Source organism: Pseudoduganella violaceinigra DSM 15887 (assembly GCF_000425385.1).
In the GTDB taxonomy this organism is placed as follows: domain Bacteria; phylum Pseudomonadota; class Gammaproteobacteria; order Burkholderiales; family Burkholderiaceae_D; genus Rugamonas; species Rugamonas violaceinigra.
This window is the reverse complement of record NZ_KE384356.1, coordinates 342,849-369,524: the sequence shown is the minus strand read 5'-3', so window position 1 is coordinate 369,524 and position 26,676 is coordinate 342,849. Positions and strand designations below refer to the sequence as shown.

The 26,676-nt window shown below is 58.2% G+C and carries 25 protein-coding genes; 15 read left to right on the top strand and 10 right to left on the bottom strand.

The genetic code is table 11. The annotated features are described in order from the left end of the window. Positions 1 to 102: 102 nt before the first annotated feature. The 5 genes from H597_RS0118330 to glmS all read right to left on the bottom strand — a co-directional run bounded on the left by H597_RS0118330 (position 103) and on the right by glmS (position 4,637). Entirely contained in the window at positions 103 to 771 is a 669-nt protein-coding gene (locus H597_RS0118330) for a hypothetical protein (RefSeq protein WP_028103407.1), read from the bottom strand. Between the two features lie 135 nt (positions 772 to 906). Next, the gene (locus H597_RS34930) at positions 907 to 1,584 is read right to left on the bottom strand and encodes a hypothetical protein (RefSeq protein WP_154668159.1); all 678 of its coding nucleotides are present in this window, start codon (positions 1,582 to 1,584) and stop codon (positions 907 to 909) included. A 109-nt stretch (positions 1,585 to 1,693) separates the two neighbouring features. Next, on the bottom strand, positions 1,694 to 2,098 hold the full coding sequence (locus tag H597_RS0118325; protein ID WP_028103406.1) for a hypothetical protein: 405 nt from the start codon (positions 2,096 to 2,098) through the stop codon (positions 1,694 to 1,696). Between the two features lie 69 nt (positions 2,099 to 2,167). Beyond that, positions 2,168 to 2,467: a hypothetical protein gene (locus H597_RS0118320; RefSeq protein WP_028103405.1), complete on the bottom strand. Its 300-nt coding sequence runs from the start codon at positions 2,465 to 2,467 to the stop codon at positions 2,168 to 2,170. Positions 2,468 to 2,807: 340 nt separating this feature from the next. Further along, positions 2,808 to 4,637, bottom strand: a complete 1,830-nt coding sequence (glmS, locus tag H597_RS0118315; protein ID WP_028103404.1) for a glutamine--fructose-6-phosphate transaminase (isomerizing) — start codon at positions 4,635 to 4,637, stop codon at positions 2,808 to 2,810. Positions 4,638 to 4,766: 129 nt separating this feature from the next. On the opposite strand from glmS, the gene H597_RS0118310 reads away from it, so the two are divergent. Both H597_RS0118310 and H597_RS0118305 read left to right on the top strand, forming a co-directional pair. Beyond that, entirely contained in the window at positions 4,767 to 5,225 is a 459-nt protein-coding gene (locus tag H597_RS0118310) for an Lrp/AsnC family transcriptional regulator (protein ID WP_035374607.1), read from the top strand. Positions 5,226 to 5,554: 329 nt separating this feature from the next. Further along, positions 5,555 to 6,151, top strand: coding sequence for an acyl carrier protein phosphodiesterase (locus tag H597_RS0118305; RefSeq protein WP_028103402.1), 597 nt, complete (start codon positions 5,555 to 5,557; stop codon positions 6,149 to 6,151). Here the strand turns inward: H597_RS0118305 and glmU are convergent. Beyond that, complete coding sequence (gene glmU / locus H597_RS0118300) at positions 6,114 to 7,511, bottom strand: bifunctional UDP-N-acetylglucosamine diphosphorylase/glucosamine-1-phosphate N-acetyltransferase GlmU (RefSeq protein ID WP_028103401.1); 1,398 nt, start codon at positions 7,509 to 7,511, stop codon at positions 6,114 to 6,116. The genes H597_RS0118305 and glmU overlap by 38 nt on opposite strands. 29 nt (positions 7,512 to 7,540) lie before the next feature. On the opposite strand from glmU, the gene H597_RS0118295 reads away from it, so the two are divergent. From H597_RS0118295 to H597_RS31515, 5 genes are all read left to right on the top strand, one after another. After that, entirely contained in the window at positions 7,541 to 8,407 is an 867-nt protein-coding gene (locus tag H597_RS0118295) for a DUF6279 family lipoprotein (RefSeq protein ID WP_028103400.1), read from the top strand. Between the two features lie 37 nt (positions 8,408 to 8,444). Beyond that, complete coding sequence (gene rsmD, locus H597_RS31520) at positions 8,445 to 9,029, top strand: 16S rRNA (guanine(966)-N(2))-methyltransferase RsmD (RefSeq protein ID WP_083941193.1); 585 nt, start codon at positions 8,445 to 8,447, stop codon at positions 9,027 to 9,029. A gap of 38 nt (positions 9,030 to 9,067) precedes the next feature. Then, entirely contained in the window at positions 9,068 to 9,559 is a 492-nt protein-coding gene (gene coaD, locus H597_RS0118285) for a pantetheine-phosphate adenylyltransferase (protein WP_028103399.1), read from the top strand. Positions 9,560 to 9,571: 12 nt separating this feature from the next. Continuing rightward, the gene (locus H597_RS0118280; protein WP_028103398.1) at positions 9,572 to 9,826 is read left to right on the top strand and encodes a YfhL family 4Fe-4S dicluster ferredoxin; all 255 of its coding nucleotides are present in this window, start codon (positions 9,572 to 9,574) and stop codon (positions 9,824 to 9,826) included. A 64-nt stretch (positions 9,827 to 9,890) separates the two neighbouring features. Beyond that, the gene (locus H597_RS31515; protein ID WP_267871891.1) at positions 9,891 to 10,514 is read left to right on the top strand and encodes a chalcone isomerase family protein; all 624 of its coding nucleotides are present in this window, start codon (positions 9,891 to 9,893) and stop codon (positions 10,512 to 10,514) included. A 19-nt stretch (positions 10,515 to 10,533) separates the two neighbouring features. Here the strand turns inward: H597_RS31515 and H597_RS0118270 are convergent, their stop codons facing one another. Then, a complete protein-coding gene (locus H597_RS0118270) occupies positions 10,534 to 10,797 on the bottom strand; it encodes a hypothetical protein (RefSeq protein ID WP_035374603.1) in 264 nt (87 codons plus the stop codon). 102 nt (positions 10,798 to 10,899) lie between these two features. Here H597_RS0118270 and H597_RS0118265 point away from each other — a divergent pair, with 102 nt between their 5' ends. Next, positions 10,900 to 11,868 (top strand): LysR family transcriptional regulator, encoded by a 969-nt coding sequence (locus H597_RS0118265; protein ID WP_028103396.1) that lies wholly within the window; start codon positions 10,900 to 10,902, stop codon positions 11,866 to 11,868. Positions 11,869 to 11,992: 124 nt separating this feature from the next. Here H597_RS0118265 and putA read toward each other — a convergent pair whose 3' ends face one another. After that, positions 11,993 to 15,622 carry a trifunctional transcriptional regulator/proline dehydrogenase/L-glutamate gamma-semialdehyde dehydrogenase gene (putA, locus tag H597_RS0118260; RefSeq protein ID WP_028103395.1) on the bottom strand — a complete coding sequence of 1,210 codons (3,630 nt, stop codon included), beginning with the start codon at positions 15,620 to 15,622 and terminating at the stop codon, positions 11,993 to 11,995. Positions 15,623 to 15,834: 212 nt separating this feature from the next. Here putA and H597_RS0118255 point away from each other — a divergent pair, with 212 nt between their 5' ends. Beyond that, on the top strand, positions 15,835 to 16,290 hold the full coding sequence (locus H597_RS0118255) for an Lrp/AsnC ligand binding domain-containing protein (protein ID WP_028103394.1): 456 nt from the start codon (positions 15,835 to 15,837) through the stop codon (positions 16,288 to 16,290). Here H597_RS0118255 and H597_RS0118250 read toward each other — a convergent pair. Both H597_RS0118250 and H597_RS31510 read right to left on the bottom strand, forming a co-directional pair. Further along, the gene (locus H597_RS0118250) at positions 16,283 to 16,996 is read right to left on the bottom strand and encodes a 5'-methylthioadenosine/adenosylhomocysteine nucleosidase (protein WP_028103393.1); all 714 of its coding nucleotides are present in this window, start codon (positions 16,994 to 16,996) and stop codon (positions 16,283 to 16,285) included. The two genes, H597_RS0118255 and H597_RS0118250, sit on opposite strands and share 8 nt — an antisense overlap. A 223-nt stretch (positions 16,997 to 17,219) precedes the next feature. Beyond that, entirely contained in the window at positions 17,220 to 20,195 is a 2,976-nt protein-coding gene (locus H597_RS31510) for a bifunctional diguanylate cyclase/phosphodiesterase (RefSeq protein WP_154668158.1), read from the bottom strand. 307 nt (positions 20,196 to 20,502) lie between these two features. Between H597_RS31510 and H597_RS0118240 the strand changes: the two genes are divergently transcribed. Genes H597_RS0118240 through H597_RS0118215 form a run of 6 tightly spaced genes read left to right on the top strand, consistent with a single transcriptional unit; the run spans position 20,503 to position 26,649 of the window. Next, a complete protein-coding gene (locus H597_RS0118240) occupies positions 20,503 to 22,104 on the top strand; it encodes a GMC family oxidoreductase (RefSeq protein WP_028103392.1) in 1,602 nt (533 codons plus the stop codon). 18 nt (positions 22,105 to 22,122) lie between these two features. Beyond that, positions 22,123 to 22,872, top strand: coding sequence for an ABC transporter ATP-binding protein (locus tag H597_RS0118235; protein ID WP_028103391.1), 750 nt, complete (start codon positions 22,123 to 22,125; stop codon positions 22,870 to 22,872). After that, the gene (locus H597_RS0118230; RefSeq protein ID WP_028103390.1) at positions 22,869 to 23,573 is read left to right on the top strand and encodes an ABC transporter ATP-binding protein; all 705 of its coding nucleotides are present in this window, start codon (positions 22,869 to 22,871) and stop codon (positions 23,571 to 23,573) included. The genes H597_RS0118235 and H597_RS0118230 overlap by 4 nt, the downstream gene beginning before the upstream one ends. 26 nt (positions 23,574 to 23,599) lie before the next feature. Beyond that, positions 23,600 to 24,796, top strand: a complete 1,197-nt coding sequence (locus H597_RS0118225) for an ABC transporter substrate-binding protein (RefSeq protein WP_028103389.1) — start codon at positions 23,600 to 23,602, stop codon at positions 24,794 to 24,796. Between the two features lie 5 nt (positions 24,797 to 24,801). Continuing rightward, the gene (locus tag H597_RS0118220; RefSeq protein ID WP_028103388.1) at positions 24,802 to 25,686 is read left to right on the top strand and encodes a branched-chain amino acid ABC transporter permease; all 885 of its coding nucleotides are present in this window, start codon (positions 24,802 to 24,804) and stop codon (positions 25,684 to 25,686) included. Then, the gene (locus tag H597_RS0118215; protein WP_028103387.1) at positions 25,687 to 26,649 is read left to right on the top strand and encodes a branched-chain amino acid ABC transporter permease; all 963 of its coding nucleotides are present in this window, start codon (positions 25,687 to 25,689) and stop codon (positions 26,647 to 26,649) included. It begins immediately after the preceding gene. Positions 26,650 to 26,676: the final 27 nt, after the last annotated feature.

Sequence of the window (26,676 nt, the reverse complement as noted above, 5' to 3'; positions counted from 1 at the left end):
ACAACGGCGAAGCGGGCTTGAAAATTTCGAACAACGGTCGTGGATATTGTTTGATCTCACACCCGTTAACAGTGCCGCCGCCTTCCTGAGATTCCGGAACACTCACGTCGGTTCATCGTCCTTTTGAGGCAACGAGTCCAGGGCCGCGTTAAGCCTTTCGCAAATTTCATGCTGAGCGTCTGAAAGGCCCTGAGGGGACAGCCGCAGCAGTGCAATAAGTGAATTCCGGACCGAAGTCAGGATTTTAACCTCTGAGTCACTAAAAGGCTCGGTGCTATCCAGAATCTCTTCCAGGCAGAGCTGGTCGAAGTCGCCAATGATATTGCCGTAGCCTTCTACGGCCTCACTCGTCATGCCGAGAGCCTCGCAGCACGCCGCATGGCGAAAGACACGGGGAAATATTTCTTCGGGGTAGTGAGCCACAATTTGCAAGGCCATCGTAGCGGCGAGACGTGTCGCCTGCTCTTCGCCCCGTCGCTGATCCCAACCGGCGACAGCATCTGCAAAGCGATCGCATGCATTCGCCAGGCTGCATCCTTCGGTCCAAACATGGGCGCTAATGGGGTTTCTCGGGTAACCATTCGCGCTATCGCCAAGGATGTGCAATTGACCAACCAGAAATGAAAATGCCGACTCTGCTGCGGCAACTGCGGCATCGAGGTTTGGCGCCTGAACGACAAGATCGACGAGGCGTCGAGCCTCCTGAGAGTTCAACGTTTTGTCATTCCGGGTAACGCGAAAGAGTCGTTTTAAGAAGGAGAGGTTCGACATACGCGCAATGAATTAGTGGCCGACCGCTCGTCCGCTCCTGGCCGATTGTACTCGGTCACGGCGTGGACGCAGCCGTCGCGTTGCCGACATCGGTTCGGTCATTGTTAACATGGTCGCGCCAGCCGTGATCCCAGCTCACTTCGCCGCGCTGCGCCTAACAAGTTCATCTCGATGCTCGAAGAAGCGCATGTTTTTCATTGCGAAAGTAGTTCCACACTTTGTACACGTACAAGCCTTTGTATCGGTAAAGGTACTCTCCTCGCCAACCGCACCGCATTCCTGACATAGCCAGACCCATGGGAATTTTTCGGGGAGAGGTAAATTGCAAAGGGCGATGAATTGCTGCGCGACCGTGCGTATGCACTCATCGGATTTCTTAAGGTCCAATGTGCCATTGAAGCAAATGTAATTTGGTCTTCTTCTTTCTGTCGGTTCAAGGTCGTTTGAGAGGTCTATCCAAATCCAATGGATATACGGTTCATTGTGATCGTCTGCGAGAGTCAACATCTCAATCAAGCAGTCCCACGGTTGTGTAATACCACGCAACATTCGCTCGCATAAGCTGCTTGAATATGCGCAAAGAGCGACATACCAATCGCTCGGCAATTCGAGCCCCAGGTCGACTACGCATGACAGAAATAGCCGTTCAACCTGATCTGGATCGATATAGGCATCCCAGCGGTAGACCGCCAACGCCCAAATGCTTGGGACGCCACAACCGCCTTCAAGCAATTCATTTGCCCAATCAACATAGGCGTCAGCTTTTAGCTGGCGATCATCAATTCTTCTAAAAGCTAGTTCCGCGAAATCCACTTACGTTCCTTGCTGGGTTTCAGCCTCCGCGGCTAGGTGTACAGGTCAGCTACCCGCTGTCTGCAGCTGGCCGATTTTAGCCTACCGGTAGCAATGACTAAGATGCGCTTTAGTCGAGTACATCGTATTGAATTCTACCAACATACGTTATTACTCTCTTTTCACGAAATATATATTTAACGGCGACACCGTCTTCGCCCACATATTCGATCGTCGATTCTGATTCCACGTGCGGCGCTATTGCCTTTAAGAAGTCCGCCGAGCCAGCGCGTGGCAATTCTAAATCGAGGCCCGTTATCCCTTCATCAGATACGAATGGTCGCCAACCGAAAAAGGCCATCGCTTCGATCATTTTCACCTCCACCGTTTTTGCAACGAACGAGGCGACGCCTCCCGGACATTCGATGTTCGGATTGATAGACCGGTGAAACGTGCAAATGTCATCCACGCACGCTTGGAAGTTTGCACGCGGGATAGTGAGCTGGTCGGAAAGCAAAAACGTTTCGTAACTCATGTTATTAGATGACGAGGTATCGGCGAAAATTTCAAGGTCTGCTCATGGCCGATACCGACCGTGCGGACATTAGCCATGCAACGTAAGTGCGCTGACCTGATAGGTAATTCCCTCGACGTGAACAAAGCCATCCGCGATATCGTCAAGGCAGAAAGGCTCGACAACAATAGCAACGTTATCACCAGCTAACGCGCCTGCCAGCCGGAAGCCTCTCGGCTCAAGACTCATTACGATTACACCAACCTCTCCTTTCGGAGATTTTAAGCGAAGCTCATCGCCAACGTGCACTTGGCCTTTCCCAATTTTTCCAGTGAAGACGATACACCGATCGCCGATTGGGAGCACGTCGACTACTTCATATTCAAACATTGCGATTTCCGTGGAGTCAAATGGGCTTGGCACTTCCAAACAAAGCCGTTTGGTTCACCGTCGATTTCTCGAGGTCGGCTTTTGGCCGATTTCCGTCAGTTAAGAGGTTACCCGCATCGTCGCGAAACAAGCACGGCATTTAGTCTGAATTGACTCATGCATTTCCGTCAAGTGTAGCAGCCTGAGTTCCTCATGACCTCAAGCTGCGTTGGGCTCAGGTACGAAAAGGGGCGCCGGTTTATCAGCGCCCCAGTTTAGTTGCCCAGCAAATTGTCAAACTTTATTATTTTTTGTCAGACTTTATTATTTTCTACACCGCCACTTAAGGCTTTGATTCAGCCTATTCCACCGTTACCGATTTCGCGAGGTTACGCGGCTTATCCACATCGGTGCCGCGCGCCAGCGCGGTGTGATATGCCAGCAGCTGCAGCGCAACCACGTGCAGGATAGGCGACAGGTGACCGTAGTGTTCCGGCAGTCGGATCACATGCAGGCCGTCAGTGGAGGTGATGCGCGAGTCGACGTCGGCGAAGACGTACAGCTGGCCGCCGCGGGCGCGCACTTCCTGCATATTCGATTTCAGCTTCTCCAACAGGGCGTCGTTCGGGGCGATGGTTACGACCGGCATTTCGTCGGTCACCAGCGCCAGCGGGCCGTGCTTCAGTTCACCGGCCGGATAGGCTTCGGCGTGGATGTACGAGATCTCCTTCAGCTTCAGTGCGCCTTCCAGAGCGATTGGGTAGTGCATGCCGCGGCCCAGGAACAGGGCGTTTTCCTTGCGGGCGAATTCTTCGGCCCAGGCGATGATCTGCGGTTCCAGCGCCAGCACGGAGCCAATCGCGGATGGCAGGTGGCGCATGGCCTTCAGGTGTGCGGCTTCCTGTTCTTCGGTCAGCAGGCCGTTGACTTGCGCCAGGCTCAGGGTCAGCAGGAACAGTGCGGCCAGCTGGGTGGTGAACGCTTTGGTCGATGCCACGCCCACTTCCACGCCAGCACGGGTGATGTAGGCCAGTTTGCATTCGCGCACCATGGCGCTGGTGGCGACGTTGCAGATGGTCAGGGTGTGTTCCATGCCCAGTTCGCGCGCGTGCTTCAGCGCGGCGATGGTGTCGGCGGTTTCGCCGGACTGGGAGATGGTGACCACCAGCGTTTTCGGATTCGGCACGCTGTCGCGATAGCGGTATTCGGAGGCGATTTCCACATTCACCGGTACCTTGGCGATGGATTCGATCCAGTACTTGGCGGTCAGGCCGGCGTAGTAGCTGGTGCCGCAAGCGAGGATCAGCACGCGGTCGATTTCCTTGAACACCTTGTAGGCGCCGTCGCCGAACAGTTCCGGCATGACGCCGGTGACGCCTTCCAGCGTATCGCCGACCACGCGTGGTTGCTCGAAGATTTCCTTTTGCATGAAGTGACGGTATGGACCCAGTTCAGCGGCGCCGGTGTGGGCGTGCACGGTCTTCACTTCGCGTTGCACTTGCTTGCCGTTGACGTCGACGATCCAGGTGCGGCCCAGTTGCAGGTCGACCACGTCGCCTTCTTCCAGGTAGATGATCTGGTCGGTGGTGCCGGCCAGCGCCATGGCGTCCGAGGCGACGAAGTTTTCGCCTTGGCCGATGCCAACGATCAGCGGCGAACCCTGGCGGGCGGCGACCACGCGGTGCGGTTCTTCGCGGCAGAACACGGCGATGGCGTAGGCGCCCTGCAGGCGCTTGACGGCGTGCTGCACGGTGTCGAACAGGTCGCCGTTGTACATGTGGTCGACCAGGTGGGCAATCACCTCGGTGTCGGTCTGGCTGGTGAAGACATAACCGAGCGCCGTCAATTCGGCGCGCAGTTCGTCGTGGTTCTCGATAATGCCGTTGTGGACCAAGGCAATGCGGGCTGCCGCTTCGCTTGGGGAAAAGTGCGGGTGGGCGTTGTGCGACGCCGGGGCGCCGTGGGTGGCCCAGCGGGTGTGGGCGATGCCGGTGAAGCCGTTCAGGCCGCCTTCATTGATCTGTTTTTCGAGGTCGGCCACGCGCGAAGTGCTGCGCGAGCGCTGCAGCTTGCCATCCAGGTGCAGGGCGACGCCGCAGGAGTCATAGCCACGGTATTCCAGGCGCTTCAGCCCTTCAACCAGGATAGGGGTGATATTGCGCTGGGCAACAGCGCCAACAATACCGCACATACGTGACCTCATTCGTAAAAAGTTAATGAGCCCATGCTAGAGCAGGTGTGAAGAAATTTGCTTTCTGAATTCTCACTTATATGAAAGAATATTTCTTATGGCGCATAGCGCGAAATATTCTTTCAAATTATGAACTTTGATGAAATTGATCGTCGCATTCTAAATGCTTTGCAGAAGGATGCCTCTCAAACCAACGCCGAACTGGCCGCCGACGTCCACGTTTCGGCGCCCACTTGCCTGCGGCGGGTCAAGCAATTGCGCGATTCCGGGGTGATCGAGCGCGAAGTGGCCCTGGTGGCGCCGGAAAAGGTGGGCTCGCATCTGACGGCGGTTGTGGAAATCTCGCTGGAAATCCAGGCCGCCGAGCGCATGGCGGAATTTGAAGCGCTGGTGGCGCCAGAACCAGCCGTTCTACAATGTTACCGGGTTTCGCCGGGGCCTGATTTCGTCCTGATCGTGCAGGTGGCGGATATGCCGGCCTATCACGCGCTGGCCCACCGTTTGTTCGCGGCCCAGGCCAATGTCCGCAACGTGAAAGCCTACTTCTCCACTTTCCGCAGCAAGTTCGAGACCAGCATCGCGGTCTGAAGGACTTATCCCGGCTTATACCGGGATAGGCACAGGCTTACTCACATCTTTTTCCACAACATCGAACGACGCAGACGCACTTATCCAGCGATTCCCACCGTCTATCCTCGTGTTTTCCGCAAGGTTCCCCACAGCCTTATCCACAGAATTGAGTTATCCAATCTTATCAGCCAGTATTCCCCAGGCTTTTCCACAGCACGACGCGAAAACCCAGGGCTGTGGACAATTCCGCCATACCACCTGCTCTTTATCCCATGCCTATCCCGTGCTTTTCAAACGCAATTACACCTGCTTTTACACATATTTATCCACAGCGCTAGAATAGGCGGATGAACTACCTTGCTCACATCTACCTGGCACGCCATAGCGAAGCGGCGATGGTTGGCGCCTTGCTGGGGGATTTCGTCAAGCCGAACGGCAGCGAGCATTACGCGCCTGAGATCGCAAATGAGATCGCACTTCACCGCTTCGTCGATTCGTTCACCGATAGCCACCCGGTGGTGACGGAAGCCAAGAGCCTGTTTACCGAAGGCCGGCGCCGCTACTCGGGCATCGTGCTGGACGTGTTCTATGACCACATCCTGAGCCAGCGCTGGGATGAATATTGCGAGGAACCGCGTGCGGAGCTGATTGAGCGCTTTTACGGGGCGCTGGCAGCGCATGAGCAGCAGTTGCCGGAGCGGCTGCGCGAAATCCTGCCGAAGATGATCAAACAGGACTGGCTGGGCGCTTACGGCGAATTCAGCGGGGTCGAGCTGGCGCTGACCCGCATGTCGGACAGGCTAAGCCGCAATGGCCACCTGCTGCGGGAGGGAATCGGGGAAGTGCAGCAGCACTACGATGCGATCGCCAACGGCTTCGACCGCTTCTTCCCCGAGCTGGTGAAATTTACTTACCAGCGCCGCCGCCAGTTTTCGCTTGCTTGACCGGACGGGTCCAGCCTTCCACCGTCAACTGCTTCGGACGCGAGATGGTCAGCTTGCCGGCTGGCGCATTCTTGGTCAGCGTCGTGCCGGCGCCGATGGTCGCACCTGCGCCCACGGTCACGGGAGCCACCAGCTGGCTGTCGCTGCCAATGAAAGCGTCGTCTTCGATCACGGTACGGAACTTGTTCGCGCCATCGTAATTGCAGGTGATGGTGCCGGCGCCGATATTCACGCGCGAACCGACGGTGGCGTCACCCACATAGGCCAGGTGGTTGGCCTTGCTGTGCGCGGCGACTTGGCTGTTCTTGATTTCGACGAAGTTACCCACGTGGACGTCCTCCGCCAGTTCGGTGCCAGGGCGCAGGCGTGCGTAAGGGCCGATCTGCGAAGCGGCGCCGACTACCGCGTCTTCAATATGCGTGAAGGCCTTGATATTCGCGCCGGTGCCGATGCGGGCGTTGATCAGAACGCAGTTCGGGCCGATGGTCACGTTGTCGGCCAGTTCGACCTTGCCTTCAAAGACACAGCCGACATCAATGGTGACGTCGCGGCCGCAGGACAGTTCGCCGCGCACGTCGATACGCGCCGGGTCGGCCAGGGTCACGCCCTTGTCCAGCAGCGAGTTGGCGACATTGCGCTGGTAGATGCGTTCCAGTTCGGCCAGTTGGGCCTTGCTGTTCACGCCCAGCACTTCCCATGGCGCGGCCGGATGGGCGGAGACGACTTGCACGCCTTCTTCCACGGCCATGGCGACGATGTCGGTCAGGTAGTACTCGCCCTGCGCGTTCTCGTTTTTCAGTTTGCCCAGCCACTGCTTCAACTTGGCGGTCGGGATCATCATGATGCCGGAATTGATTTCCTTGATCATGCGTTCGGCTTCTGTGGCATCCTTTTCTTCAACGATACGCTGGATGGCGCCGCCTACGCGGACGATGCGGCCCAGGCCGAACGGGTTGTCCTGCACCACGGTCAGGATGCCGAGCTTGTCCTTGCCGGCGGCTTCGGCCAGGCGTTTCAGCGAGGCGGCGGAAGTCAGCGGCACATCGCCGTAGAGCACCAGGGTCGACTGGTCGTCGTCCAGGTGGGGCAGGGCTTGCTGGACCGCGTGGCCGGTGCCCAGCTGAGGCTCCTGCAGCGCGGCGGAAATATCGGTGCCGGGAACGGCTTTATGTTTGTCCAGCGAAGCCAGCACCGCTGCGCCGCCGTGCCCGTAAATGACGCACAATTTGGCCGGAGACAGGCTGCGCGCAGTGTCGATAACGTGGGACAACAGCGACTTGCCAGCGACGGGATGCAGTACTTTTGGCAGCGCCGACTGCATGCGTTTGCCCATGCCGGCGGCGAGAATGACAACGTTCATAGACCGTGTTTTCTTGTGTAGGTTGAGATATGAAAAAGTTTAACACGTGCATCGTGCTGGCTTTTGCCCTTCTGCTCGCGGCGTGCAGCTCCCTGCGGCTGGCCTATAACAATGGGGATACGCTGCTGTACTGGTGGCTCGACGCCTATATCGATTTCGACAGCGAACAAAAGGCGGACGTCAAACAGGACATCGGCGATTTCTTCCGCTGGCACCGCAAGACCCAGCTGCAGGACTATGTGCAACTGCTGCAGAAATGCCAGCGCCAGCTGCAAGGCAACCCCAGCCAGGCCGAGCTGATGGCCGATTACGTGGATATCCGCGACCGCACCGAGGCGCTGCTGCTGCGTTCCGCACCGGATATTGCCGAACTGGCGCTGTCGCTGAAACCGGAACAGCTGGCATCGATGGAAAAGAAGTTCGCCAAGAACAACGCCAAGTTCCGCAAGGAGAATATGAAGGGCGATGCCCAGGAGCAGAACAAATACCGCTACAAAAAGTCGATGGAGCAGTTCGAACTCTGGTTCGGCGGCTTCAGCGGTGAACAGGAAGCGCTTATCCGCCGGGCGTCCGACGCCCGGCCGCTGAATAATGAACTGTGGCTGGATGAACGCATGCGGCGCCAGCTCAAGATCATGACCCTGGCGCGCAAGATCATGCGCGAGCAGCCGAGCAAGCAGGTGGCCACGCAGTGGATCGAGGAATTGATACGTTCAGGCTTTGACCGCTTCGGCTTCTCCGACCGTAAAGCCTTCTTCGACAACTACACGCAAAGCACGGTGGAACTGGTCCACACCGTGGTGCGCATCGCCACGCCGGAGCAGAAAAACCACGCGCAAAAGCGCATGGATGGCTGGATCAAGGATTTGAATACCCTTGCGGGGCAAGTGCATTAAGAGCTTGGCCGGCGGGCGGCATGCGATAATGCCGGCCATGCAAAAAAAGAAAGTTCCTAACCAGGTACGCATTATCGGCGGCGACTGGAAGCGCACGCCGCTGCCTGTCCTGGAAGCGCTGGGCCTGCGTCCGACGCCCGACCGCGTGCGCGAAACCGTCTTTAACTGGATCAACCACCTGCACGACGGCGCCTGGGGCGACGCCCAGGTGCTGGACCTGTTCGCAGGCAGCGGCGCCCTCGGCTTCGAAGCGGCCAGCCGCGGCGCGGCCAAGGTCACCATGGTCGACGCCAACAGCGCCGTGGTGCGCCAGCTGGAAGCTAACCGCGACAAGCTGAAAGCGCCCAATGTCGCCATCCAGCGCGGCGACGCCCTGGCCACAGCCCAATCGCTGGCCGGCCGCGGCGCCCGTTTCGACCTGATTTTCCTGGATCCCCCTTACCAGCAAGGCTTGCTGGAACGCGCGCTGCCGCTGTGCCGCCCTCTGCTCAAGGACGGCGGCCTGGTCTATGCCGAGGCCGAAGCGCCGCTGGCCATCGAGGGCTGGGACGTGGTGCGCGCCGATAAAGCGGGCATGGTGTACTACCACCTGCTTCAGGCTCTGCCTGAAAATGAGGCATAATCCTTCTTTGTAATTGTCGCCAAACGCATGGAGTTGCAATGGTTGTAGCAGTTTATCCGGGTACTTTCGACCCGCTGACCCGTGGGCATGAAGACCTGGTGCGCCGCGCATCGGGCCTGTTCGACACGCTGATCGTCGGCGTGGCCGACAGCCAAAACAAGCATCCCTTCTTCACGCTCGAAGAGCGGCTGGAAATTGCCAATGAAGTGCTGGGCCATTATCCAAACGTTAAGGTCGAGAGCTTTTCCGGCCTGTTGAAGGATTTCGTGCGCGAGCACGATGCGCGCGTGATCGTGCGCGGCCTGCGCGCCGTCTCCGACTTCGAATTCGAATTCCAGATGGCGGGCATGAACCGCTACATGCTGCCGGATGTCGAAACGCTGTTCCTGACCCCGTCGGACCAGTACCAGTTCATTTCGGGCACGATTGTGCGCGAAATTGCCGAGCTTGGCGGTGATGTTTCCAAGTTTGTTTTCCCGTCCGTCGACCGCTGGCTGCGTAAAAAAATCGCAGCGCGCAAGGGCGATTAAGAGAGTATTGCCATGGCTTTAATGATTACCGACGACTGCATCAATTGCGATGTGTGCGAGCCGGAGTGCCCGAACGACGCAATCTATATGGGTCCGGAGATCTACGAAATCGATCCCAACAAGTGCACCGAGTGCGTCGGTCACTTTGATGAACCGCAATGCCAGCAAGTGTGCCCCGTTTCTTGCATCCCCTTCAATCCTGATTGGAAGGAAAGTAAGCAACAACTGTTGGCAAAATTCGAGAAGTTGCAGGCCGATAAGAGCTAATGCCTACCCGAAAAGGGTAGCTCTGCGTTATATTCGCGGGAAGCTACTTACAATTGGAGACAAAATGAGCATTACCCGTCGTTATATCCTAAAGATGGCTGTGGCCGCCACACTATTGGCCGCCAGCAGCCTCCCCGCATTCGCAGCAGAAGTTGCTGGCGTGAAATTTCCAGAAACTGTATCGGTTTCCGGTCATGAACTCAGGCTGAACGGCGCCGGTGTGCGCACCAAGCTGGTGTTCAAGGTCTACGCCCTGGGCTTTTACCTGCAAGAAAGAAAATCCACGGTCGCCGACGTGCTGGCGTCGAATGGACCGCGCCGCATCCGCATCATGCCCTTGCGTGACCTGACTTCGGACGACTTCGGCATGGCCTTCATGAAAGGCCTGAACGACAACGTCAGCCCGGAAGAGCGTACCAAACTGCTGTCGCAGACCAAGGCTTTCGGCGAAATGTTTGCCCAGTTCCCAGGCCTAAAGAAAGGTGACGAGCTGATCGTCGACTGGACCGGCACCGGCTCGCAAGCCATGCTGAACGGTAAAAAAGTAGGGGAGATGGTGCCCGACGTGGCATTCTTCAACGCCATCATGCGCATCTGGATCGGCAGCAAGCCGGTGGATACCGCCCTCAAGCCAAAGCTGCTCTGGAACCCGGAGCGGAACCAGGCGCCAGCGCCCGAAACGAACTAATTGCTGCGCCGCGGAAGGCTTAAGCCCGGCAGGCCATCGCTCGCAGTTCTGCGACGTGGCTCGGCGAGCCTTCCGAGGAATTCAGCATACGCTTGAACATCATGGTGTCGTGCATCAGGCGGCGCTGCAAGCGTTCTTCTTTGCTCAACTTTGGCTTAACGACAAGCACAGCGGCGCGGACGATACCACGCAGCAGCGGCTTGAACACGAAAGCCAGCGCCAGCGCCAGGATCACCAGCGGCAAGTACTGTGCGACTTCGATGATGTTAATGTAAGTGGACATGGCGGTTTCAGTACCTTTAGAATCTGTTGGTACTATAGTGCGCCGCAACATATAACGCCAATTTCGTTTCTCGATAACAATTATTATTGGTGTGAATAATCGATGAGCTTTCTGACCCTGGACTTGAACCTGCTGCGCGTTTTCGACGCGGTCATGACTGAGCAGAACCTGACGCGCGCTGCCGGCCATCTCGCCATGACGCAACCAGCGGTGTCGAACGCCATCAAGCGCCTGCGCGAAAGCCTGGGCGACGATTTGCTGATCCGCACCGCCTACGGCGTGAAACCGACACCCCGCGCCGAAGCGCTGTGGCCGCAAGTGCGCAGCGCCCTGGCTTCCCTGGAGGCTGCGGTCACGCCGGGGACGTTCGACGTTTCCAAGACCCACGCCACCTTCCGCATGGCCATGGCCGACGCCACGGCGGCATTCTGGCTGCCGGCCCTGATGCGTTCGATCGAACGGGATGCGCCGGGCTTGAACATCCGCATGGTTCCTTTGACAACGCGCGAACCGCGGCCAATGCTGCTGCGTGGAGATATCGACCTGGCGGTCGGCTTCTTCCCGGGCGTGGCGGCGCAGCTGATGAGCGAGCCGAGCTCCCCGATCCGGCATGAACGGCTGTATTCCGGGATTTACGTAGCGGTGATGCGGCGCGGCCACCCGCTGGCCAAGCAAGACCTGACGCTGGACAACTACTGCTCGGCCAATCATTTGCTGGTCAGCTTTTCCGGCCGGGCCCATGGCCTGGTGGATGAAGCGCTGGCGCAGATCCAGCGCGAACGCCGTATTCTGTTGACGGTAAACCAATTCTTCACCGCCGGCCGGGTGGTCGCGAACTCAGACCTGATCACAGTGCTGCCGAAACACCTGATCGCATCGACCGGGATGACGGACGCGCTGATCTACAAAGAACTGCCGTTCCCGCTCCCGGCGGTGCACCTGGACATGCTTTGGCACGAACGCGACGCCCGCAGCCCGGCCCACAAATGGCTGCGCACGCATCTCGAAGGCATGAACGCCGTCGCCCAGAAAACCGCCCCGGGCACCAACCCCAAAAACGACACCTACTAACGGCTGACTCCGTAGCAACCTTGGGGTCAGGCTCCCAGGTTGCCACGGCCTCATGCGGCTGCTACGGCTATGCCTGTGGCAACCAAAGAGCCTGACCCCAAGGTTGCTACGAGCTCGGGCGTAGTTATGCCTCGAGCGTCATCAGGCTGGCGTTGCCGCCGGCGGCGGTGGTGTTGACGCACAGGGCGCGTTCGGCCACCAGGCGCCACAGTGGGACGTCGCCTTCTTCGGTCGTGTCGATCACGGAAACGATAGCTCCGTCGCGGGCTGCCAGTTCCGGGCGCAGTTTCGCGCCCAGGCTGCTTTCGACCAGCGCGATCTGGAAGTCGGCTTTCGCCACATCGGCGGCTTTGATCACCTGGATGACGGTTTTGACGTCGGCCGGCAAGTCTGCCGGCAGTGCGCCGTCCACGACGAGCGCGCGGTTGCCGGTGGCCAGTGCGGCGGCCACCTGGTTCAGCATTACTTCCGTATGCGTGGCGAAGCAGGCGATGTTCCCGCGTGGGACGTAGGCCAGCGTATTGCGTTCGCCAGTCGGGCCTGGCAGGGCGGTGAGGTTGCCCACCGGCGTGGTGCGTGCATAGCTTTCGATATGCGCGGCCAGGCGGCTCTTGCCTTGTGCCTTGGCCCATGCGGCCAGGGAGTCGATCGCGGGCGCGCCTTGGCGCTCGTGGCGGTCCTGGGCGACTGCGCCGCGCTGCAGGCGCTTCAGGTACAGCGGGCCGCCTGCTTTCGGGCCGGTGCCGGATTTGCCTTCGCCGCCGAACGGCTGCACGCCTACCACCGCGCCAACGATGTTGCGGTTGACGTAGATGTTGCCGACGTGGGCGCTGGAGGTGATGTAGTCGATGGTTTCATCGATACGCGAGTGCACGCCCAGCGTCAGCCCGAAACCGCTGCCATTGATTTGTTCGATTACTTTCGGCAGGTCGGAGCGCTTGTAGCGGATGACGTGCATGACCGGCCCGAAGACTTCCTTGGTCAGCTCGGACAGCGAACGGATCTCCAGCACTGTTGGCGGTACGAAGGTTCCGGCATCGGCATCCGGCACGTCCAGCGAGAAGCTGGATTTGGCGTGTGCACGCACTTTTTCGATGTGGGTCAGCAGGTTTTGCTGCGCTTCCTTGTCGATCACTGGGCCGATGTCGGTCACCAGGCGGTCGGGCGAGCCAACGCGCAGTTCCTTCATCGCGCCTTTGAGCATCTTGATGGTCTTCTCGGCGATGTCTTCCTGCAGGAACAATACGCGCAGTGCGGAGCAGCGCTGGCCGGCGCTGTCGAAGGCGGAGGAGATGGCGTCGCCCACCACCTGCTCCGGCAGCGAGGACGAGTCGACAATCATGGCGTTCTGGCCGCCGGTTTCGGCGATCAGCGGGATATCCACGTTTTCCGCAGCGGCGCGCTTGGCCAGGGTGCGGTTGATTAACTGTGCCACTTCGGTGGAGCCGGTGAAGATCACGCCTTTGACGCGTGCGTCGTTGCACAGGCCAGCGCCGACCACTTCACCGCGGCCCGGCAGGAATTGCAGCGCGGCGCGCGGGACGCCGGCTTCATGCAGCAGTTCGACTGCGCGTTGGGCAATCAGCGGGGTTTGTTCTGCCGGTTTTGCCAGCACGACGTTGCCGGCGGCCAGCGCTGCGGCAGCCTGGCCGGTGAAGATCGCCAGCGGGAAGTTCCATGGGCTGATGCAGGTGACAGGGCCCAGCGCCAGCGTGTTGGTGGATCCGCGCACCTGCACTGCGTAGTAGCGCAGGAAGTCGACGGCTTCACGTACTTCTGCGATGGCGTTCGGCAGGGATTTGCCCGCTTCGCGTACGGCCAGCGCCATCAGTTCCAGCTTGTGGGTTTCGAACAGATCGGCGGCGCGATCGAGGCAGGCGGCGCGTTGCGATGGTTCGGTGGTCTGCCAGTCCATGGCGAACTGGCTGGCCGCGTTGAGGGCTTTGTTGACGTCGTCCGCCGTCGCTTCGGTCACGGAGCCGACGATGTCGTCCTTGCGGGCCGGGTTGATGATCGGCTGGGAGGCCTGGCCAGTGCTCGCTTCGACAGCCAGCAGGGGGCCGGCGGTCCAGCTGCGCGCTTGGGCCATTGCCAGCGATACTTCGCGCAAGACGTCTTCATTCGACAGGTCAATGCCGGCGGAGTTCTTGCGCTCGGCGCCGAACATGTCCAGTGGCAGGGCGATGCCGGTGTGTGCGACGCCTTTCAGGCTGCGCGCGACTTCAATCGGGTTGGAGATCAGGGAGTCGACCGGAATGCTTTCGTCGACGATCTGGTTCACGAAGGAGGAGTTGGCACCGTTTTCCAGCAGGCGGCGCACCAGGTAGGCCAACAGCGTTTCGTGCGAACCGACCGGCGCGTAGATGCGGCAGGCTTTGTCGAGGTTTTCGGCGCCGACCACCTGGTCGTACAGGGTTTCGCCCATGCCGTGCAGGCATTGGAATTCGTAGCCGGTGATACCGTCGCGCTTGGCCCAGGTGTAAATCGTCGACAGGGTTTGCGCGTTGTGGGTGGCAAATTGCGCGTAAATCACGTCGGTTGCAGCCAGCAGGCGCTGGGCGCATGCCAGGTAGGAGACGTCGGTGTAGACCTTGCGGGTGTAGACCGGATAGCCGGGCATGCCGTCGACCTGGGCGCGCTTGATTTCTGCATCCCAATAGGCGCCCTTGACCAGGCGCACCATGAATTTGCGGCCGCTGCGTTTTGCCAGGTCGACCAAATAGTCGATCACGTATGGGCAGCGCTTCTGGTAGGCCTGGACGACGAAGCCAATGCCGTCGAAACCTTCCAGTTCAGGGTTGAAGGCCATGGCCTCCATCAGGTCGAGCGACAGTTCGAGGCGGTCGGCTTCTTCGGCATCGATGTTCAGGCCGATGTTGTAGCCCTTGGCCAGTTTGACCAGGGCGGTCAGGCGCGGCAGCAATTCGGTCATCACGCGATCGCGCTGGGCGCGGCTGTAGCGCGGGTGCAGGGCTGACAGTTTGACGGAAATGCCTGGACCATTGCGGATACCGCGGCCATTCGAGGCTTTGCCGATGGCGTGAATCGCTTTTTCGTAGGCGGCGTAGTAGTTGGCCGCATCGGCTTCGGTCAACGCTGCTTCGCCCAGCATGTCGTAGGAGTAGCGGTAGCCGCGTGCTTCATTGTCCTTGCCGTTCTTGATCGCCTCGTCGATGGTCTGGCCGGTGACGAACTGGTTGCCCAGCATGCGCATGGCGAGGTCGACGCCTTTGCGGATCAGCGGTTCGCCGCCTTTGGCGATCAGGCTGGTGATGGCGGAGCCCAGGCCTTCCTCGCTGGAGGAGCTGACCAGCTTACCGGTGATCAGCAGGCCCCAGGTGGCTGCGTTGACGAACATGGATGGCGATTCGCCCAGGTGCTTGCGCCAGTCGCCTTTGGAAATCTTGTCGGCGATCAGGCGGTCGGCGGTGGCGGTATCGGGAATACGCAGCAGCGCTTCCGCGAGGCACATCAGGGCGATGCCTTCTTCGGAGGACAGGGAGAATTGATGCATCAGCGCGTCCACGCCGGAAGAACGGGTGCGTTTTTCGCGAACCGCGGTCACCAGGCGTTTGGCCAGGGACTGGGCTTCCTGTGTCGTTTCAGGGGAACCGACGTTAATCTGCGACAGAAGCCACTGGACAGCGGTTTGTTCGTCGCGACGGTAGGCTGCCGTGATTGCGCTGCGGAGCGGAGTGGGGTCCCGCAGGATTTCTGCTTGAAGGGCGGCGAACGGGGTGGTGTTCAGATGCATGAATGTCTCTATTGGCTAGTATGTAAAAATCCTTGGCGTCGACACGAAAACACGCCCGGCAAACGCTGTTTGCGCGGGCGTGTTGTGCGGTGCAACTAATGATTCGATTGTATGCCGGAATCGTGCGGATTAATTCTGGTAATACTTTGTACTAGCAATAGATAGTTTTTGGTGCGAGAATTTGACCGAATAAAATTAATCGTGGAGATGTAATGCTGGACAAGATCAGTAAAAAGATTCTGGCCGAGTTGCAGAATGATGGCCGGATTAGTAACGTTGAACTGGCTGCGCGAGTGAATCTTTCGCCAGCCGCTTGCCTGGAACGCGTGCGCAAATTGCACGAAGCGGGCTACATCATGGGTTATACAGCGCAGCTGAATCCGCAGCTACTCGATGTCTCTCTGCTGGTGTTTATCGAAGTTGTTCTGGACCGTACGACGCCGGAGGTGTTTGATGCCTTCAAACATAGCGTCCAGCTGATCCCCGAAGTCCTCGAATGCCATATGGTTGCGGGCGGATTTGACTACCTGGTCAAGGCCCGCGTGAAGGATATGGCGGCTTATCGCGAGTTCCTTGGCAAGACTTTGCTGCAGAAAGGTGTTCGCGAGACCCATACCTATGCGGTGATGGAAGAAGTCAAAAACACCACCAAACTGCCGATCAAGTAAGCGATTTGCAGAAATTCTGAATGACGCCAAAGGCGTAGCGAGAGGCGACGGTTTGCACAAAGTGCATGAAATCCGTCGCCGCTTCTTCATTGGCGTTGTCCGAAATCGTCCTCATGATTGCGAACGGTACTCCCAGTTCGTGACAGACCTGGGCTACCGCTGCTCCTTCCATTTCCACTGCCAGTAAATCAGGCAGTGCGTCCTTCAAAGCTCCCAGATGCGCGCGATCCTTGATGAATTGATCGCCACTTCCAATCAATCCGCGATGCATTTGTGGCTGATTTGACTCGTTTTCCAGAAATTCGCGTGTGGCGAGGCTGAGCTTCAGGCTCAATTCGCGGTCAGTAGGCATGCGCGAGAGCCCTGTCAGTGGAATTTCAAAGCGCGGGAACAGCGGACTGGCATCAAAGTCGTGTTGGGCCAGGGAATCCGCGACGACAACGTCTCCAACTTTTACCCCAAAGTCTGCAGAACCGGCGACGCCGGTAAAAATTATGTGGGTAACGTTGAACTTCTCCACAAGTGTTGCAGCGGTCACTGCAGCAGCAACCTTGCCAATTCGCGATAAAACAGCCACAGAATCGATTTTCCAGAGTTTTCCGGCTGTGTACTCACGCTTACCGTGGATGAGCTTGTAGGGGCTCTCCATGGCTTCCAGTAGACCTTGCTGTTCTTCTGCCAAGGCTGAGATGATCCCGAGACGCATGCGTGAGTTGTCCTCTATTTATTTAAAGTTGTATACGAAAGGATAGTAGTAGATAGTAAACGCGACCTTATCTGTGGATAAAGCTGTTAACATCCACAGAATCAGAAGTTTACGAATTGTAGAACTGGCTGGACAAGAACTGCGTCTGAAACGGACGAGTTCTGAACAAATTTTGTGCGTGAACTCAAAAACGGTGTTTACGCACATTCGATCCTGTGGATATTCATTGACTTATCAACAGATGATGCAGTTTTTCAGCTGAAATGGGCTCTCCGAACAGGTAACCCTGGCCAAAATCACACCCCGCAGCCATCAAAATTCCCAGTTGGTCGTCGGTTTCTATCTTTTCCGCAATGACTCTGATGTCCAGCTTGTGCGCCATGGCGACAATTGCCTCGCAAAGAAGCTGGTTATCGCTGAAGCTGGTGTCGAGCTTGAGGAAATCGATCTTGAAGCGCTTGAGGAAGTTGAGCGAGGAATATCCGTGGCCGAAATCGTCCAGCGATATCTGTAGTCCGGCGTCCCTGAGCGACTGAATTCGCTGTACGACTTCCCGGTTTGCTTCCAGCAGCAGGCCTTCCGTAACTTCGATCACCATGGAGCGTGGCGAGAGTGCTTGTTCGCGTAACAGTTCCAGCCAATGCTCGACGCCTACTGCCTCGTGACGGAATTGCCACGCCGATTTGTTGACGCAGACTTTGAAGCCGTCGCCAAAACTGGCTGCGAGGGCCGCAGCTTCCTGGAATACCCATTCGCCGATGGCGGGGATGATGCCCGTGTTTTCTGCGACGCCGATGAATTCGGCCGGCTTTAACAAGCCCCTTTGCGGGTGCTCCCAGCGAATCAGCGCTTCAGCCATGTCGACCCTGCCATTGACCAGGTTGCGGATTGGCTGGAACAGTAGTCGTAACTCTTTGTTTTTCAAGGCGCTACGCAGCTCGTTGGCGAGCTCTATGCGCATTTGGCTGGCTTCCTGCATGAAGGGCGCGAAGTAATTGAAGCGGTTGCGGCCTTGCCGCTTGGCGAGGTACATGGCCTGGTCCGCATTTTTGATTAGCACTTCGGCATCGCTGCTGTCGTCCGGGAACAGGGAAATGCCGATGCTGCCCGATATATGGGCAACTTCGTGCTTCAGCTGGAAGGGGCGTGCCAGGCAGTGGAGAATTTCCTGCACGATCCTGACCACGTCTCCCGGTTCTTTCAATTCGCTGAGAATGACGGTGAACTCGTCGCCGCCCAGCCGGGCGACTGTGTCGGCGTTGCGCACACATTGCAGCAGGCGTTCTGCCACTTGCTTGAGCAGGATGTCGCCAAAGTCGTGGCCAAGGGTGTCGTTGACCGCCTTGAAACCGTCCAGGTCGATGAACACCAGGGCCATTGGCAGCTGGTCGCGGGCGGCTTTTTTGATTTCGTGGCGCAGGCGGTCATTGAACATGCGCCGGTTGGGCAGGCCGGTCAGCGTGTCGAAGTTGGCCTGTTTCCAGATCGCTTCTTCGCTCGCCTTTTTTTTCGTGATATCGGTGAACAGAGCGACGTGGCGCAGTGCATGGCCTTTGTCATTGAAGACGGTGTTGAAGCGAAGCGAGACGAGGTAATGGTCGCCGTTCTTATGCTGGTGCCAGATTTCGCCTTCCCAATAGCCGGTGTGGGTAATGGTTTGGCGCATACGGCTGTAGAACTTGATGTCTTGGTGGCTGGAAGTAAATTCGTAGGCCAGGTGACCTATGACTTCTTCCGGCTGGTAGCCGCTGATCTGGGAGAACGCTGCGTTCACGGACAGGATTCGGCCATCGGCGTCGGTGACCATCATGCCTTCGCTGGCATTTTCGTACATCAGCGAAGCCAGTTTGCTTGATTCCTCGTGACGTTTTCGTTCGCTGATGTCTTCGGCCATGATGAATAGGCCGATGACATTGCCATCCTGGTCGCGATCAGGGACGTAGGTAATGGCATCGCAGCATTCCTGGTCTTTACGGCGTATGCGGCGTTCGAAGTAGACGGTTTGTCCTGTAAATGCGCGATCGAGGTGGGGTTTGGTCTCGGCGTAAAGCGCTGCGGGAAGGGCGTGCTGAAGACTGTCGCAGTCGCCGTAATTTTCTGTAAAGCGGCGATTTTTGAATGTGTAGTGTTCGTCGCGGTCCAGATATGCGATCACGATCGGCAGGTTATCAGCGATCAGGCGTAGGCGTTGCTCACTGCTCGCCAGCTTTTTCTCGGTTTCTACGGAACTGGAATAGAGGGCACGGTAGCGTCGCTGGCGTTCTTCGGCTGCTGCGAAAGAGCGCAAGGCATAGAGGATGACAGCGGCAATTAGCAGGAAGATCAGGAACAGTGCCGCGCTGGCGATGAGGAATTGCCTTTGCGAGATCAGTGCCAGGCCGATGCTGGAACTGCCAACGCTGACTACGAGTGGCAGGTTCGGTAATTTTCGATAGCTGGCAATGCGCGATAGATTGTCGATGGGGCTGACTGTGTCGATGGTTCCAATTGGCGCGTTGGCAAAGGCGCGAAACAGGTTCGAATCATGGATATCGCGGTTAAAGGTTTGTTCGAACAGTGGGGCGCGAGCAACGATATGGCCGTTTGTATGGAATAGCGTGACCGTGACGTCGTCGCTAAGGCGCGAATTTTCGAAGGTTTTGGCAAGGCTGCTGGCATCAATCGGAGCCACGATCACGCCCAGGAATTCGCCTTTGGCATTTTCGACTCGTCGGCTAAGGAAGAACAGCCGTGATTTTGATATCCGGCCATGGGTTGGTTCGCCAACATGTAGCTGATTTCCAGGTTGAAGATGGGCTTTGAAGTAGTCGCGGTCTACATAGTTGATGCCTTTGACGGGAATATCGCGTGAACTGGCGATTGCAAAGCCGTTTGGATCCAGGAAGGTTATCCAAAAACTACCTCCAAAAGTGGCTCCTCGAGAAGAAAGCAGGGCGTCTATGGTCTGTGGCGTGTAAGGCGCGACCTTGATTGCATTGGCAAATCCGAGCAAGGCGATGTCGGACAGCTGGATTGCGCTCAGAACCTGCGCTTCGATAGCGCGTGCGTAGTGCTGCGTCTGTTGGCGGATGGCTTGTTCACGATCGCGGGCAGATGAAAGCAGCTGCCAGGCGACGACTGCCGTGGCGAGCAGGGCGAGCATAGTCATCGTGACGAGCAATCGTCGGCGAAAACGTCGATAGGCGTCGGTGGTCGACAAGAGCTCCTCCAAGCGAATTGCATGGAACAACTTTCTTGTTCAGTATAGGTGGCGAGTTTTGTTTACGTTAGATTAGTGTGTATACAAAGTAGTAGTGATTGTTAACAACCCCGACTTTCTGTGGATAAGTGCACCTTGCGGAGAACAATCAGGGGTTTACGGGCTGTATAAGCGGGCGCGTAAACCTTGCGTGAGCTGCAAACTGTTTTTGGACAATTTTTGGAGTTTTTCGGGAAGTCTTGTTTACTCACAAACGATACCTGTGGATATTCATAGCGTTATCCACAGCTTCGAGCCAGGAGAAAGCTTGGAATCTGCGGGCCAGTTCGACTACATCATCGTCGGTGGAGGGACGGCTGGCTGCGTACTGGCCAAGCGCCTGACGCAAAATCCCAAAAACCAGGTTTTGTTGATTGAAGCGGGAGGAAAGGACGATTACGTCTGGATTCACATTCCCGTCGGTTACCTGCATTGCATCAATAATCCGCGTACGGACTGGCTGTTTCGCACGGAATCCGAACCGGGATTGGGCGGCCGCAGCCTGATTTATCCGCGCGGGAAGGTCTTGGGGGGCAGTTCCTCGATCAACGGCATGATCTACATGCGCGGCCAGGCGAACGATTATGACCAATGGGCCGAGATGTGCGGCGATCCGGGCTGGCGCTGGTCGGAAGTCCTGCCGCTGTTTCTGAAAAGTGAGGACCACCATGGCGGCGCTTCGGACTTCCACGGTGCCGGCGGCGAATGGCGGGTGGAGAAGCAGCGCCTGCGCTGGGATATCCTGGACGCATTCCGCGATGCGGCCGAACAGACTGGAATTCCCAAGATCGAGGACTTCAACCGCGGCGATAATTTCGGCTGTTCCTATTTCGAGGTGAACCAGAAGCGCGGCATACGCTGGAATACGTCGAAAGCCTTCCTGCGTGCTGCAACCAAGCGCCCCAACCTCACCTTGATGACCGGCTGCCACGTTGAGAAACTGGTGCTGGAAGAGGGCGTCTGCAAAGGCGTGATGTTCACTGGCGGCGGTACGCGCTGGAGTGCCGAAGCTCGCGAAACCTTGCTGGCTGCTGGAGCGATAGGGTCGCCGCAGATTCTTCAATTGTCGGGCATGGGACCAGCGGAAGTTCTGGCGCAGGCTGGTGTGCCGCCGCTGCACGACTTGCCTGGCGTCGGCGCCAACCTGCAGGACCATCTGCAATTGCGCATGGTGTTCAAGGTGGAAGGCGCCCGCACCCTGAATACGCTTGCCTCCAACTGGTTTGGCAAGACGCGCATCGGGCTTGAATATGCCTTGTTCCAGAGCGGGCCGATGTCTATGGCGCCTTCGCAAATGGGGGCGTTTGCGCGTTCAGGTCCGGAGCAGGCAACGCCGAATCTCGAGTATCACGTGCAGCCGCTATCGCTGGAGCGGTTTGGCGAACCGTTGCACGACTTCCCTGCTTTCACGGCCAGTGTTTGCAACCTGCGTCCGACTTCGCGCGGTCATGTGCGAATCACTTCCGCCGACTCTTACGCGCCGCCGAAAATTGCCCCGAAGTATCTGAGCACGGACGAAGACCGGCGTATCGCGGCGGCTGCGCTGAACCTGACGCGCAAGATTGTGGCGGCCCCGGCATTGGCGAAATATCGGCCGCAGGAATGCAAACCCGGTGTGCATTTTCGCACCGAAGAGGAATTGGCCGAGGCGGCAGGGGCGATCGGCACCACGATTTTCCATCCGGTCGGCACTTGCAAGATGGGGCGTGCGGACGACGTTTCGGCCGTGGTTGACAGCGAACTGCGGGTTCGCGGTGTACGCGGCTTGCGCATCGCGGATGCGTCGGTCATGCCGTCTATAACTTCCGGCAACACAAATTCTCCGGTCATCATGATTGCGGAAAAGGCAGCACTTTTGTGTATGATTTAGCAAAACCGGGGAGACGCAATGTCCGACTTCATCTTGGAAACAAAGAGTTTGACCAAGGAGTTCAAGGGATTCACCGCTGTCGCCAACGTGGACTTGAAGGTCCAGCGCGGGCATATCCACGCCCTGATCGGCCCGAACGGCGCCGGCAAGACGACCTGCTTCAACCTGCTGACCAAATTCCTGGTGCCCACATCGGGCCAGATTCTCTTCAACGGCAAGGACATCACTTCGCATAAGCCGGCGCATATTGCGCGCATGGGCGTGATCCGCTCCTTCCAGATTTCCGCCGTCTTCCCCCATCTGACCGTGCTCGAAAACGTGCGTATCGGCCTGCAGCGCAAGCTTGGCACGAGTTTCCATTTCTGGCGCAGCGAGCGTTCGCTGGAGAAATTGAACGGCCGCGCGATGGAATTGCTGGCGGAGGTCGACCTGGCTTCTTTCGCCCAAACCAAAACGGTCGACATGCCTTATGGCCGCAAGCGCGCATTGGAGATCGCCACGACGCTGGCAATGGAGCCCGAATTGATGCTGCTCGATGAACCGACCCAAGGCATGGGCCACGAAGACGTGCATCGCGTGACGGAGTTGATCAAAAAGGTCTCGGCCGGCCGCACCATCCTGATGGTTGAACACAATATGAACGTCGTTTCGGGTATCTGCGACCGCATCTCCGTGCTGCAGCGCGGCTCGGTGCTGGCCGAGGGACCGTACGGCGAGGTGTCGAAAAACCCTCAGGTGATGGAAGCTTATATGGGAACCGAAGCATGACGGCGGCGCTGGAGATCAGCCGGCTGCAAGCCTGGTATGGAGAGTCGCACATCCTGCATGATGTGAATTTGAGTGTGAACCACGGCGAAGTGGTGACGCTTTTAGGCCGTAATGGCGCCGGCCGCACGACTACGCTGCGCGCCATCATGGGCCTTACCGGCGCGCGCAAAGGTTCGATCCGTATCAATGGCCAGGAGGCCGTTGGAATGGCCACGCACAGGGTGGCCCACCTTGGGGTCGGCTACTGCCCCGAAGAGCGCGGCATTTTCGCCTCGCTGAGCACGGAGGAGAACCTCCTGCTGCCGCCTGCTTTGAAGACGGGGCCGGGAATGTCGGTTGAAGAAATCTACGAGATGTTCCCTAACCTGAAGGAGCGCCGAAGCAGCCAGGGCACGCGCCTGTCGGGAGGGGAGCAGCAGATGCTGGCGGTCGCGCGCATCCTGCGCACCGGTGCGCGCCTGCTGCTGCTCGATGAAATTTCGGAAGGGCTGGCGCCGGTGATTGTGCAAGGGCTGGCGCGCATGATCCGTACGCTGAAAGCCAAGGGATACACGATCGTGATGGTCGAGCAGAATTTCCGGTTTGCGGCGCCGCTGGCCGACCGGTTTTACGTCATGGAGCACGGGAAGATTGTTGAGAGTTTTGCGTCATCGGAGTTGGATGCCCGCATGCCGGTACTGACCGAGCTGCTCGGCGTTTGAATACTAAAACTGAAAACGGAGACCATATGAAACGCAACGCCATTGCCTTCGCAGCAGCCCTTTGCGCCTTCGGCAGCGCACAAGCGCAAATTTCCGGCGACACCATCAAGATCGGCTTTATCACCGACATGTCGGGCGTCTACTCAGACATCGACGGGCAAGGCGGTGCGGAAGCGATCAGGATGGCGATTGCCGATGCGGGCGGCGCCGTCAACGGCAAGAAGATCGAATTCGTCTTCGCGGACCACCAGAACAAAGCCGATATCGCTGCCTCCAAGGCGCGCGAATGGTTCGACCAGCAGGGCGTTGACATGCTGATCGGCGGCACCAACTCCGGCGCCAATCTGGCGATGGCCAAGGTGGCGGCGGACAAAAAGAAAATCTTCATGGTGATCGGCGCCGGATCCTCGCGCCTGACCAACGAAGAATGCACGCCTTACACTGTGCATTACGCCTACGACACGGTAGCGCTGGCGCGTGGCACGGGCAGTACCATGGTCAAGCAGGGCGGGAAGAACTGGTACTTCCTGACCGCCGATTATGCGTTCGGCCACTCGCTGGAAAAGGACACAAGCGAGGTGGTGGCCAAATCCGGCGGCAAGGTGATCGGCAGCGTGCGCCATCCCTTCCCGGGCACCGATTTTTCGTCCTTCCTGATGCAGGCTTCCTCATCGGGCGCACAGGTTCTGGGCCTGGCCAACGCTGGCGGCGATTTCATCAACTCGGTGAAAGCGGCCAATGAATTCGGCGTCGCCAAGAAGATGAAGATGGCCGGCTTGCTGGTGTTCATCAACGATATCCATTCGCTGGGATTGAATGCAACGGCAGGCATGTACCTGACCGATGGCTGGTACTGGGACATGAACGACCAGACCCGCGCCTGGTCCAAGCGCTATTTCTCGAAGATGAAGAAGGAACCGTCGATGCTCCAGGCGGGCGATTATTCCGCGGCCTCGCAATACCTCGCGGCAGTGAAGGCTGCCGGCACCGACGATTCGGACAAGGTGATGGCCAAGCTGAAATCCACCGTCATCAAGGATGTCTTCACCAATCACGGCGTGATCCGTCCCGACGGCCGCATGGTGCACGATATGTACCTGATGGAGGTGAAAAAGCAGGCGGACTCCAAGTATCCATGGGACTACTACAAGATCGCCGCGACGATCCCGGGGGACCAGGCTTATATGTCGAAGGCCGAAACCAAATGCCCGCTCTGGAAGTGAGCTAAATGGAGATCTTTGGCCGCCCGCTGCCGATGATGATGTCCCAGCTCTTGCTGGGGCTCGTCAACGGCTCCTTTTACGCCATGCTCTCGCTCGGCCTCGCCGTGATTTTCGGGCTGCTGAACGTGATCAATTTCGCGCACGGCGCCTTGTACATGATGGGCGCTTTCCTGGCGTGGATCGGCATGACGTATTTCGGCATGAGCTATTGGAGCATGCTGGTGCTGGCGCCGCTGATCGTGGGCGTGCTTGGCGTGGTGATCGAAAAGACCATGCTGCGCTGGCTGTACAAGCTCGATCACCTTTACGGACTGCTGCTGACATTCGGCCTCACCTTGCTGATCGAAGGCGGTTTCCGTTCGTTTTACGGGGTCTCCGGGCAGCCGTTTGAAACGCCGGAAGCCCTGCAAGGGGCGACGGACCTGGGCTTCATGGTGATGCCGAATTACCGCGCCTGGGTGGTGCTGGCTTCCCTGGTGGTGTGTCTGGCCACCTGGTTCGTGATCGATAAGACCAAACTGGGCGCCTACCTGCGTGCCGGAACCGAGAATCCCAAGCTGGTGGAAGCCTTCGGTATCAACGTTCCGCTGATGGTGACCCTGACCTACGGCTTTGGCGTCGCTTTGGCGGGCTTTGCAGGCGTTCTGGCGGCCCCGATCCAGCAGGTGACACCCTTGATGGGGTCTAACTTGATAATCGTCGTATTCGCCGTTGTGGTGATCGGGGGCATGGGGTCCATTCTCGGCTCGATCGTCACCGGCCTTGCGCTCGGTGTGATCGAGGGGCTGACCAAGGTGTTCTACCCGGAGTTCGCCAACACCGTCGTTTTTTTGGTGATGGTCATCATCCTATTGCTGCGTCCCGCCGGCCTGTTCGGCAAGGAAAAGTAAATGAACAAGAAGCTGGGCTATTCCATCGCATTCGCGTTGGCGCTGGTAGCGCCGTTCATCGGCTATCCCGTGCTGCTGATGAAGCTCTTGTGCTTCGCCCTGTTTGCCTGCGCGTTCAATTTGCTGATCGGTTTTACGGGATTGCTGTCGTTCGGCCATGCGGCCTTCTTCGGTACTGCGGGCTATGTCGCCGGCAACGCGTTGAAGCACTGGGGATTGCCGTTTGAACTGAGCTTGCTGGTCGCGGTATTGTCCGGAGCAATGATTGGATTGGTGATGGGCGGGCTGGCGATTCGCCGCCAAGGGATTTACTTCTCCATGATTACGTTGGCGCTGGCGCAGATGGTCTATTTCGGCGCCCTGCGGTTTACTGATTTCACGGGAGGAGAAGATGGTCTGCAAGGCATCCCGCGCGGCAAGCTGCTTGGCTTGCTGGACCTGGGAAGCGACCTGGCAATGTACTACGTTGTGCTGGGAATTTTCATCGCCGGCTTTGCGTTGATCGTGCGTACCGTGCACTCGCCGTTCGGGCAGGTGCTGAAGGCGATCAAGGAAAATGAACCGCGCGCGATCTCGCTTGGCTACGACGTGGACAAATACAAGCTGACGGCCTTCGTGCTATCCGGCTCGCTGGCCGCGCTGGCTGGCGCCACCAAATCGGTTGTGCTGGGTTTCGAGACGCTGACGGATGTGCACTGGGCCATGTCCGGGATGGTGATCCTGATGACGCTTGTCGGCGGCATGGGAACGCTGGCTGGGCCGGTCATCGGCGCGATCCTGATCATCTCCCTGGAAAACAAGCTTGGGGACTTTGGCGCGATGATGGCGAACGCCACCGGCATCGAATGGTTCACCAGCCTTGGTGAAGCTGTGAGCCTGGTGACCGGTTTGATCTTCGTCACCTGCGTCTTGCTCTTCCGCCGCGGCATCGTCGGCGAGATCGTTGCCCGCACTAAGGGCTGAGCTCGCGGCAACCTTGGGGTCAGGCTC

What these genes read in the sequence shown, in the direction of transcription:
- H597_RS0118265 (WP_028103396.1), top strand. Translation starts at nt 10,900, where the DNA reads ATGAGCTTTCTGACCCTGGACTTGAACCTGCTGCGCGTTTTCGACGCG.
- H597_RS0118215 (WP_028103387.1), top strand. Translation starts at nt 25,687, where the DNA reads ATGAACAAGAAGCTGGGCTATTCCATCGCATTCGCGTTGGCGCTGGTA.
- H597_RS0118230 (WP_028103390.1), top strand. Translation starts at nt 22,869, where the DNA reads ATGACGGCGGCGCTGGAGATCAGCCGGCTGCAAGCCTGGTATGGAGAG.
- H597_RS0118305 (WP_028103402.1), top strand. Translation starts at nt 5,555, where the DNA reads ATGAACTACCTTGCTCACATCTACCTGGCACGCCATAGCGAAGCGGCG.
- H597_RS31515 (WP_267871891.1), top strand. Translation starts at nt 9,891, where the DNA reads ATGAGCATTACCCGTCGTTATATCCTAAAGATGGCTGTGGCCGCCACA.
- H597_RS0118250 (WP_028103393.1), bottom strand. Translation starts at nt 16,996, where the DNA reads ATGCGTCTCGGGATCATCTCAGCCTTGGCAGAAGAACAGCAAGGTCTA.
- H597_RS0118225 (WP_028103389.1), top strand. Translation starts at nt 23,600, where the DNA reads ATGAAACGCAACGCCATTGCCTTCGCAGCAGCCCTTTGCGCCTTCGGC.
- H597_RS0118320 (WP_028103405.1), bottom strand. Translation starts at nt 2,467, where the DNA reads ATGTTTGAATATGAAGTAGTCGACGTGCTCCCAATCGGCGATCGGTGT.
- H597_RS0118325 (WP_028103406.1), bottom strand. Translation starts at nt 2,098, where the DNA reads ATGAGTTACGAAACGTTTTTGCTTTCCGACCAGCTCACTATCCCGCGT.
- H597_RS0118235 (WP_028103391.1), top strand. Translation starts at nt 22,123, where the DNA reads ATGTCCGACTTCATCTTGGAAACAAAGAGTTTGACCAAGGAGTTCAAG.
- H597_RS0118270 (WP_035374603.1), bottom strand. Translation starts at nt 10,797, where the DNA reads ATGTCCACTTACATTAACATCATCGAAGTCGCACAGTACTTGCCGCTG.
- coaD (WP_028103399.1), top strand. Translation starts at nt 9,068, where the DNA reads ATGGTTGTAGCAGTTTATCCGGGTACTTTCGACCCGCTGACCCGTGGG.
- H597_RS0118220 (WP_028103388.1), top strand. Translation starts at nt 24,802, where the DNA reads ATGGAGATCTTTGGCCGCCCGCTGCCGATGATGATGTCCCAGCTCTTG.
- H597_RS0118280 (WP_028103398.1), top strand. Translation starts at nt 9,572, where the DNA reads ATGGCTTTAATGATTACCGACGACTGCATCAATTGCGATGTGTGCGAG.
- H597_RS0118330 (WP_028103407.1), bottom strand. Translation starts at nt 771, where the DNA reads ATGTCGAACCTCTCCTTCTTAAAACGACTCTTTCGCGTTACCCGGAAT.
- glmU (WP_028103401.1), bottom strand. Translation starts at nt 7,511, where the DNA reads ATGAACGTTGTCATTCTCGCCGCCGGCATGGGCAAACGCATGCAGTCG.
- H597_RS0118310 (WP_035374607.1), top strand. Translation starts at nt 4,767, where the DNA reads ATGAACTTTGATGAAATTGATCGTCGCATTCTAAATGCTTTGCAGAAG.
- rsmD (WP_083941193.1), top strand. Translation starts at nt 8,445, where the DNA reads ATGCAAAAAAAGAAAGTTCCTAACCAGGTACGCATTATCGGCGGCGAC.
- H597_RS0118295 (WP_028103400.1), top strand. Translation starts at nt 7,541, where the DNA reads ATGAAAAAGTTTAACACGTGCATCGTGCTGGCTTTTGCCCTTCTGCTC.
- H597_RS0118255 (WP_028103394.1), top strand. Translation starts at nt 15,835, where the DNA reads ATGCTGGACAAGATCAGTAAAAAGATTCTGGCCGAGTTGCAGAATGAT.
- glmS (WP_028103404.1), bottom strand. Translation starts at nt 4,637, where the DNA reads ATGTGCGGTATTGTTGGCGCTGTTGCCCAGCGCAATATCACCCCTATC.
- putA (WP_028103395.1), bottom strand. Translation starts at nt 15,622, where the DNA reads ATGCATCTGAACACCACCCCGTTCGCCGCCCTTCAAGCAGAAATCCTG.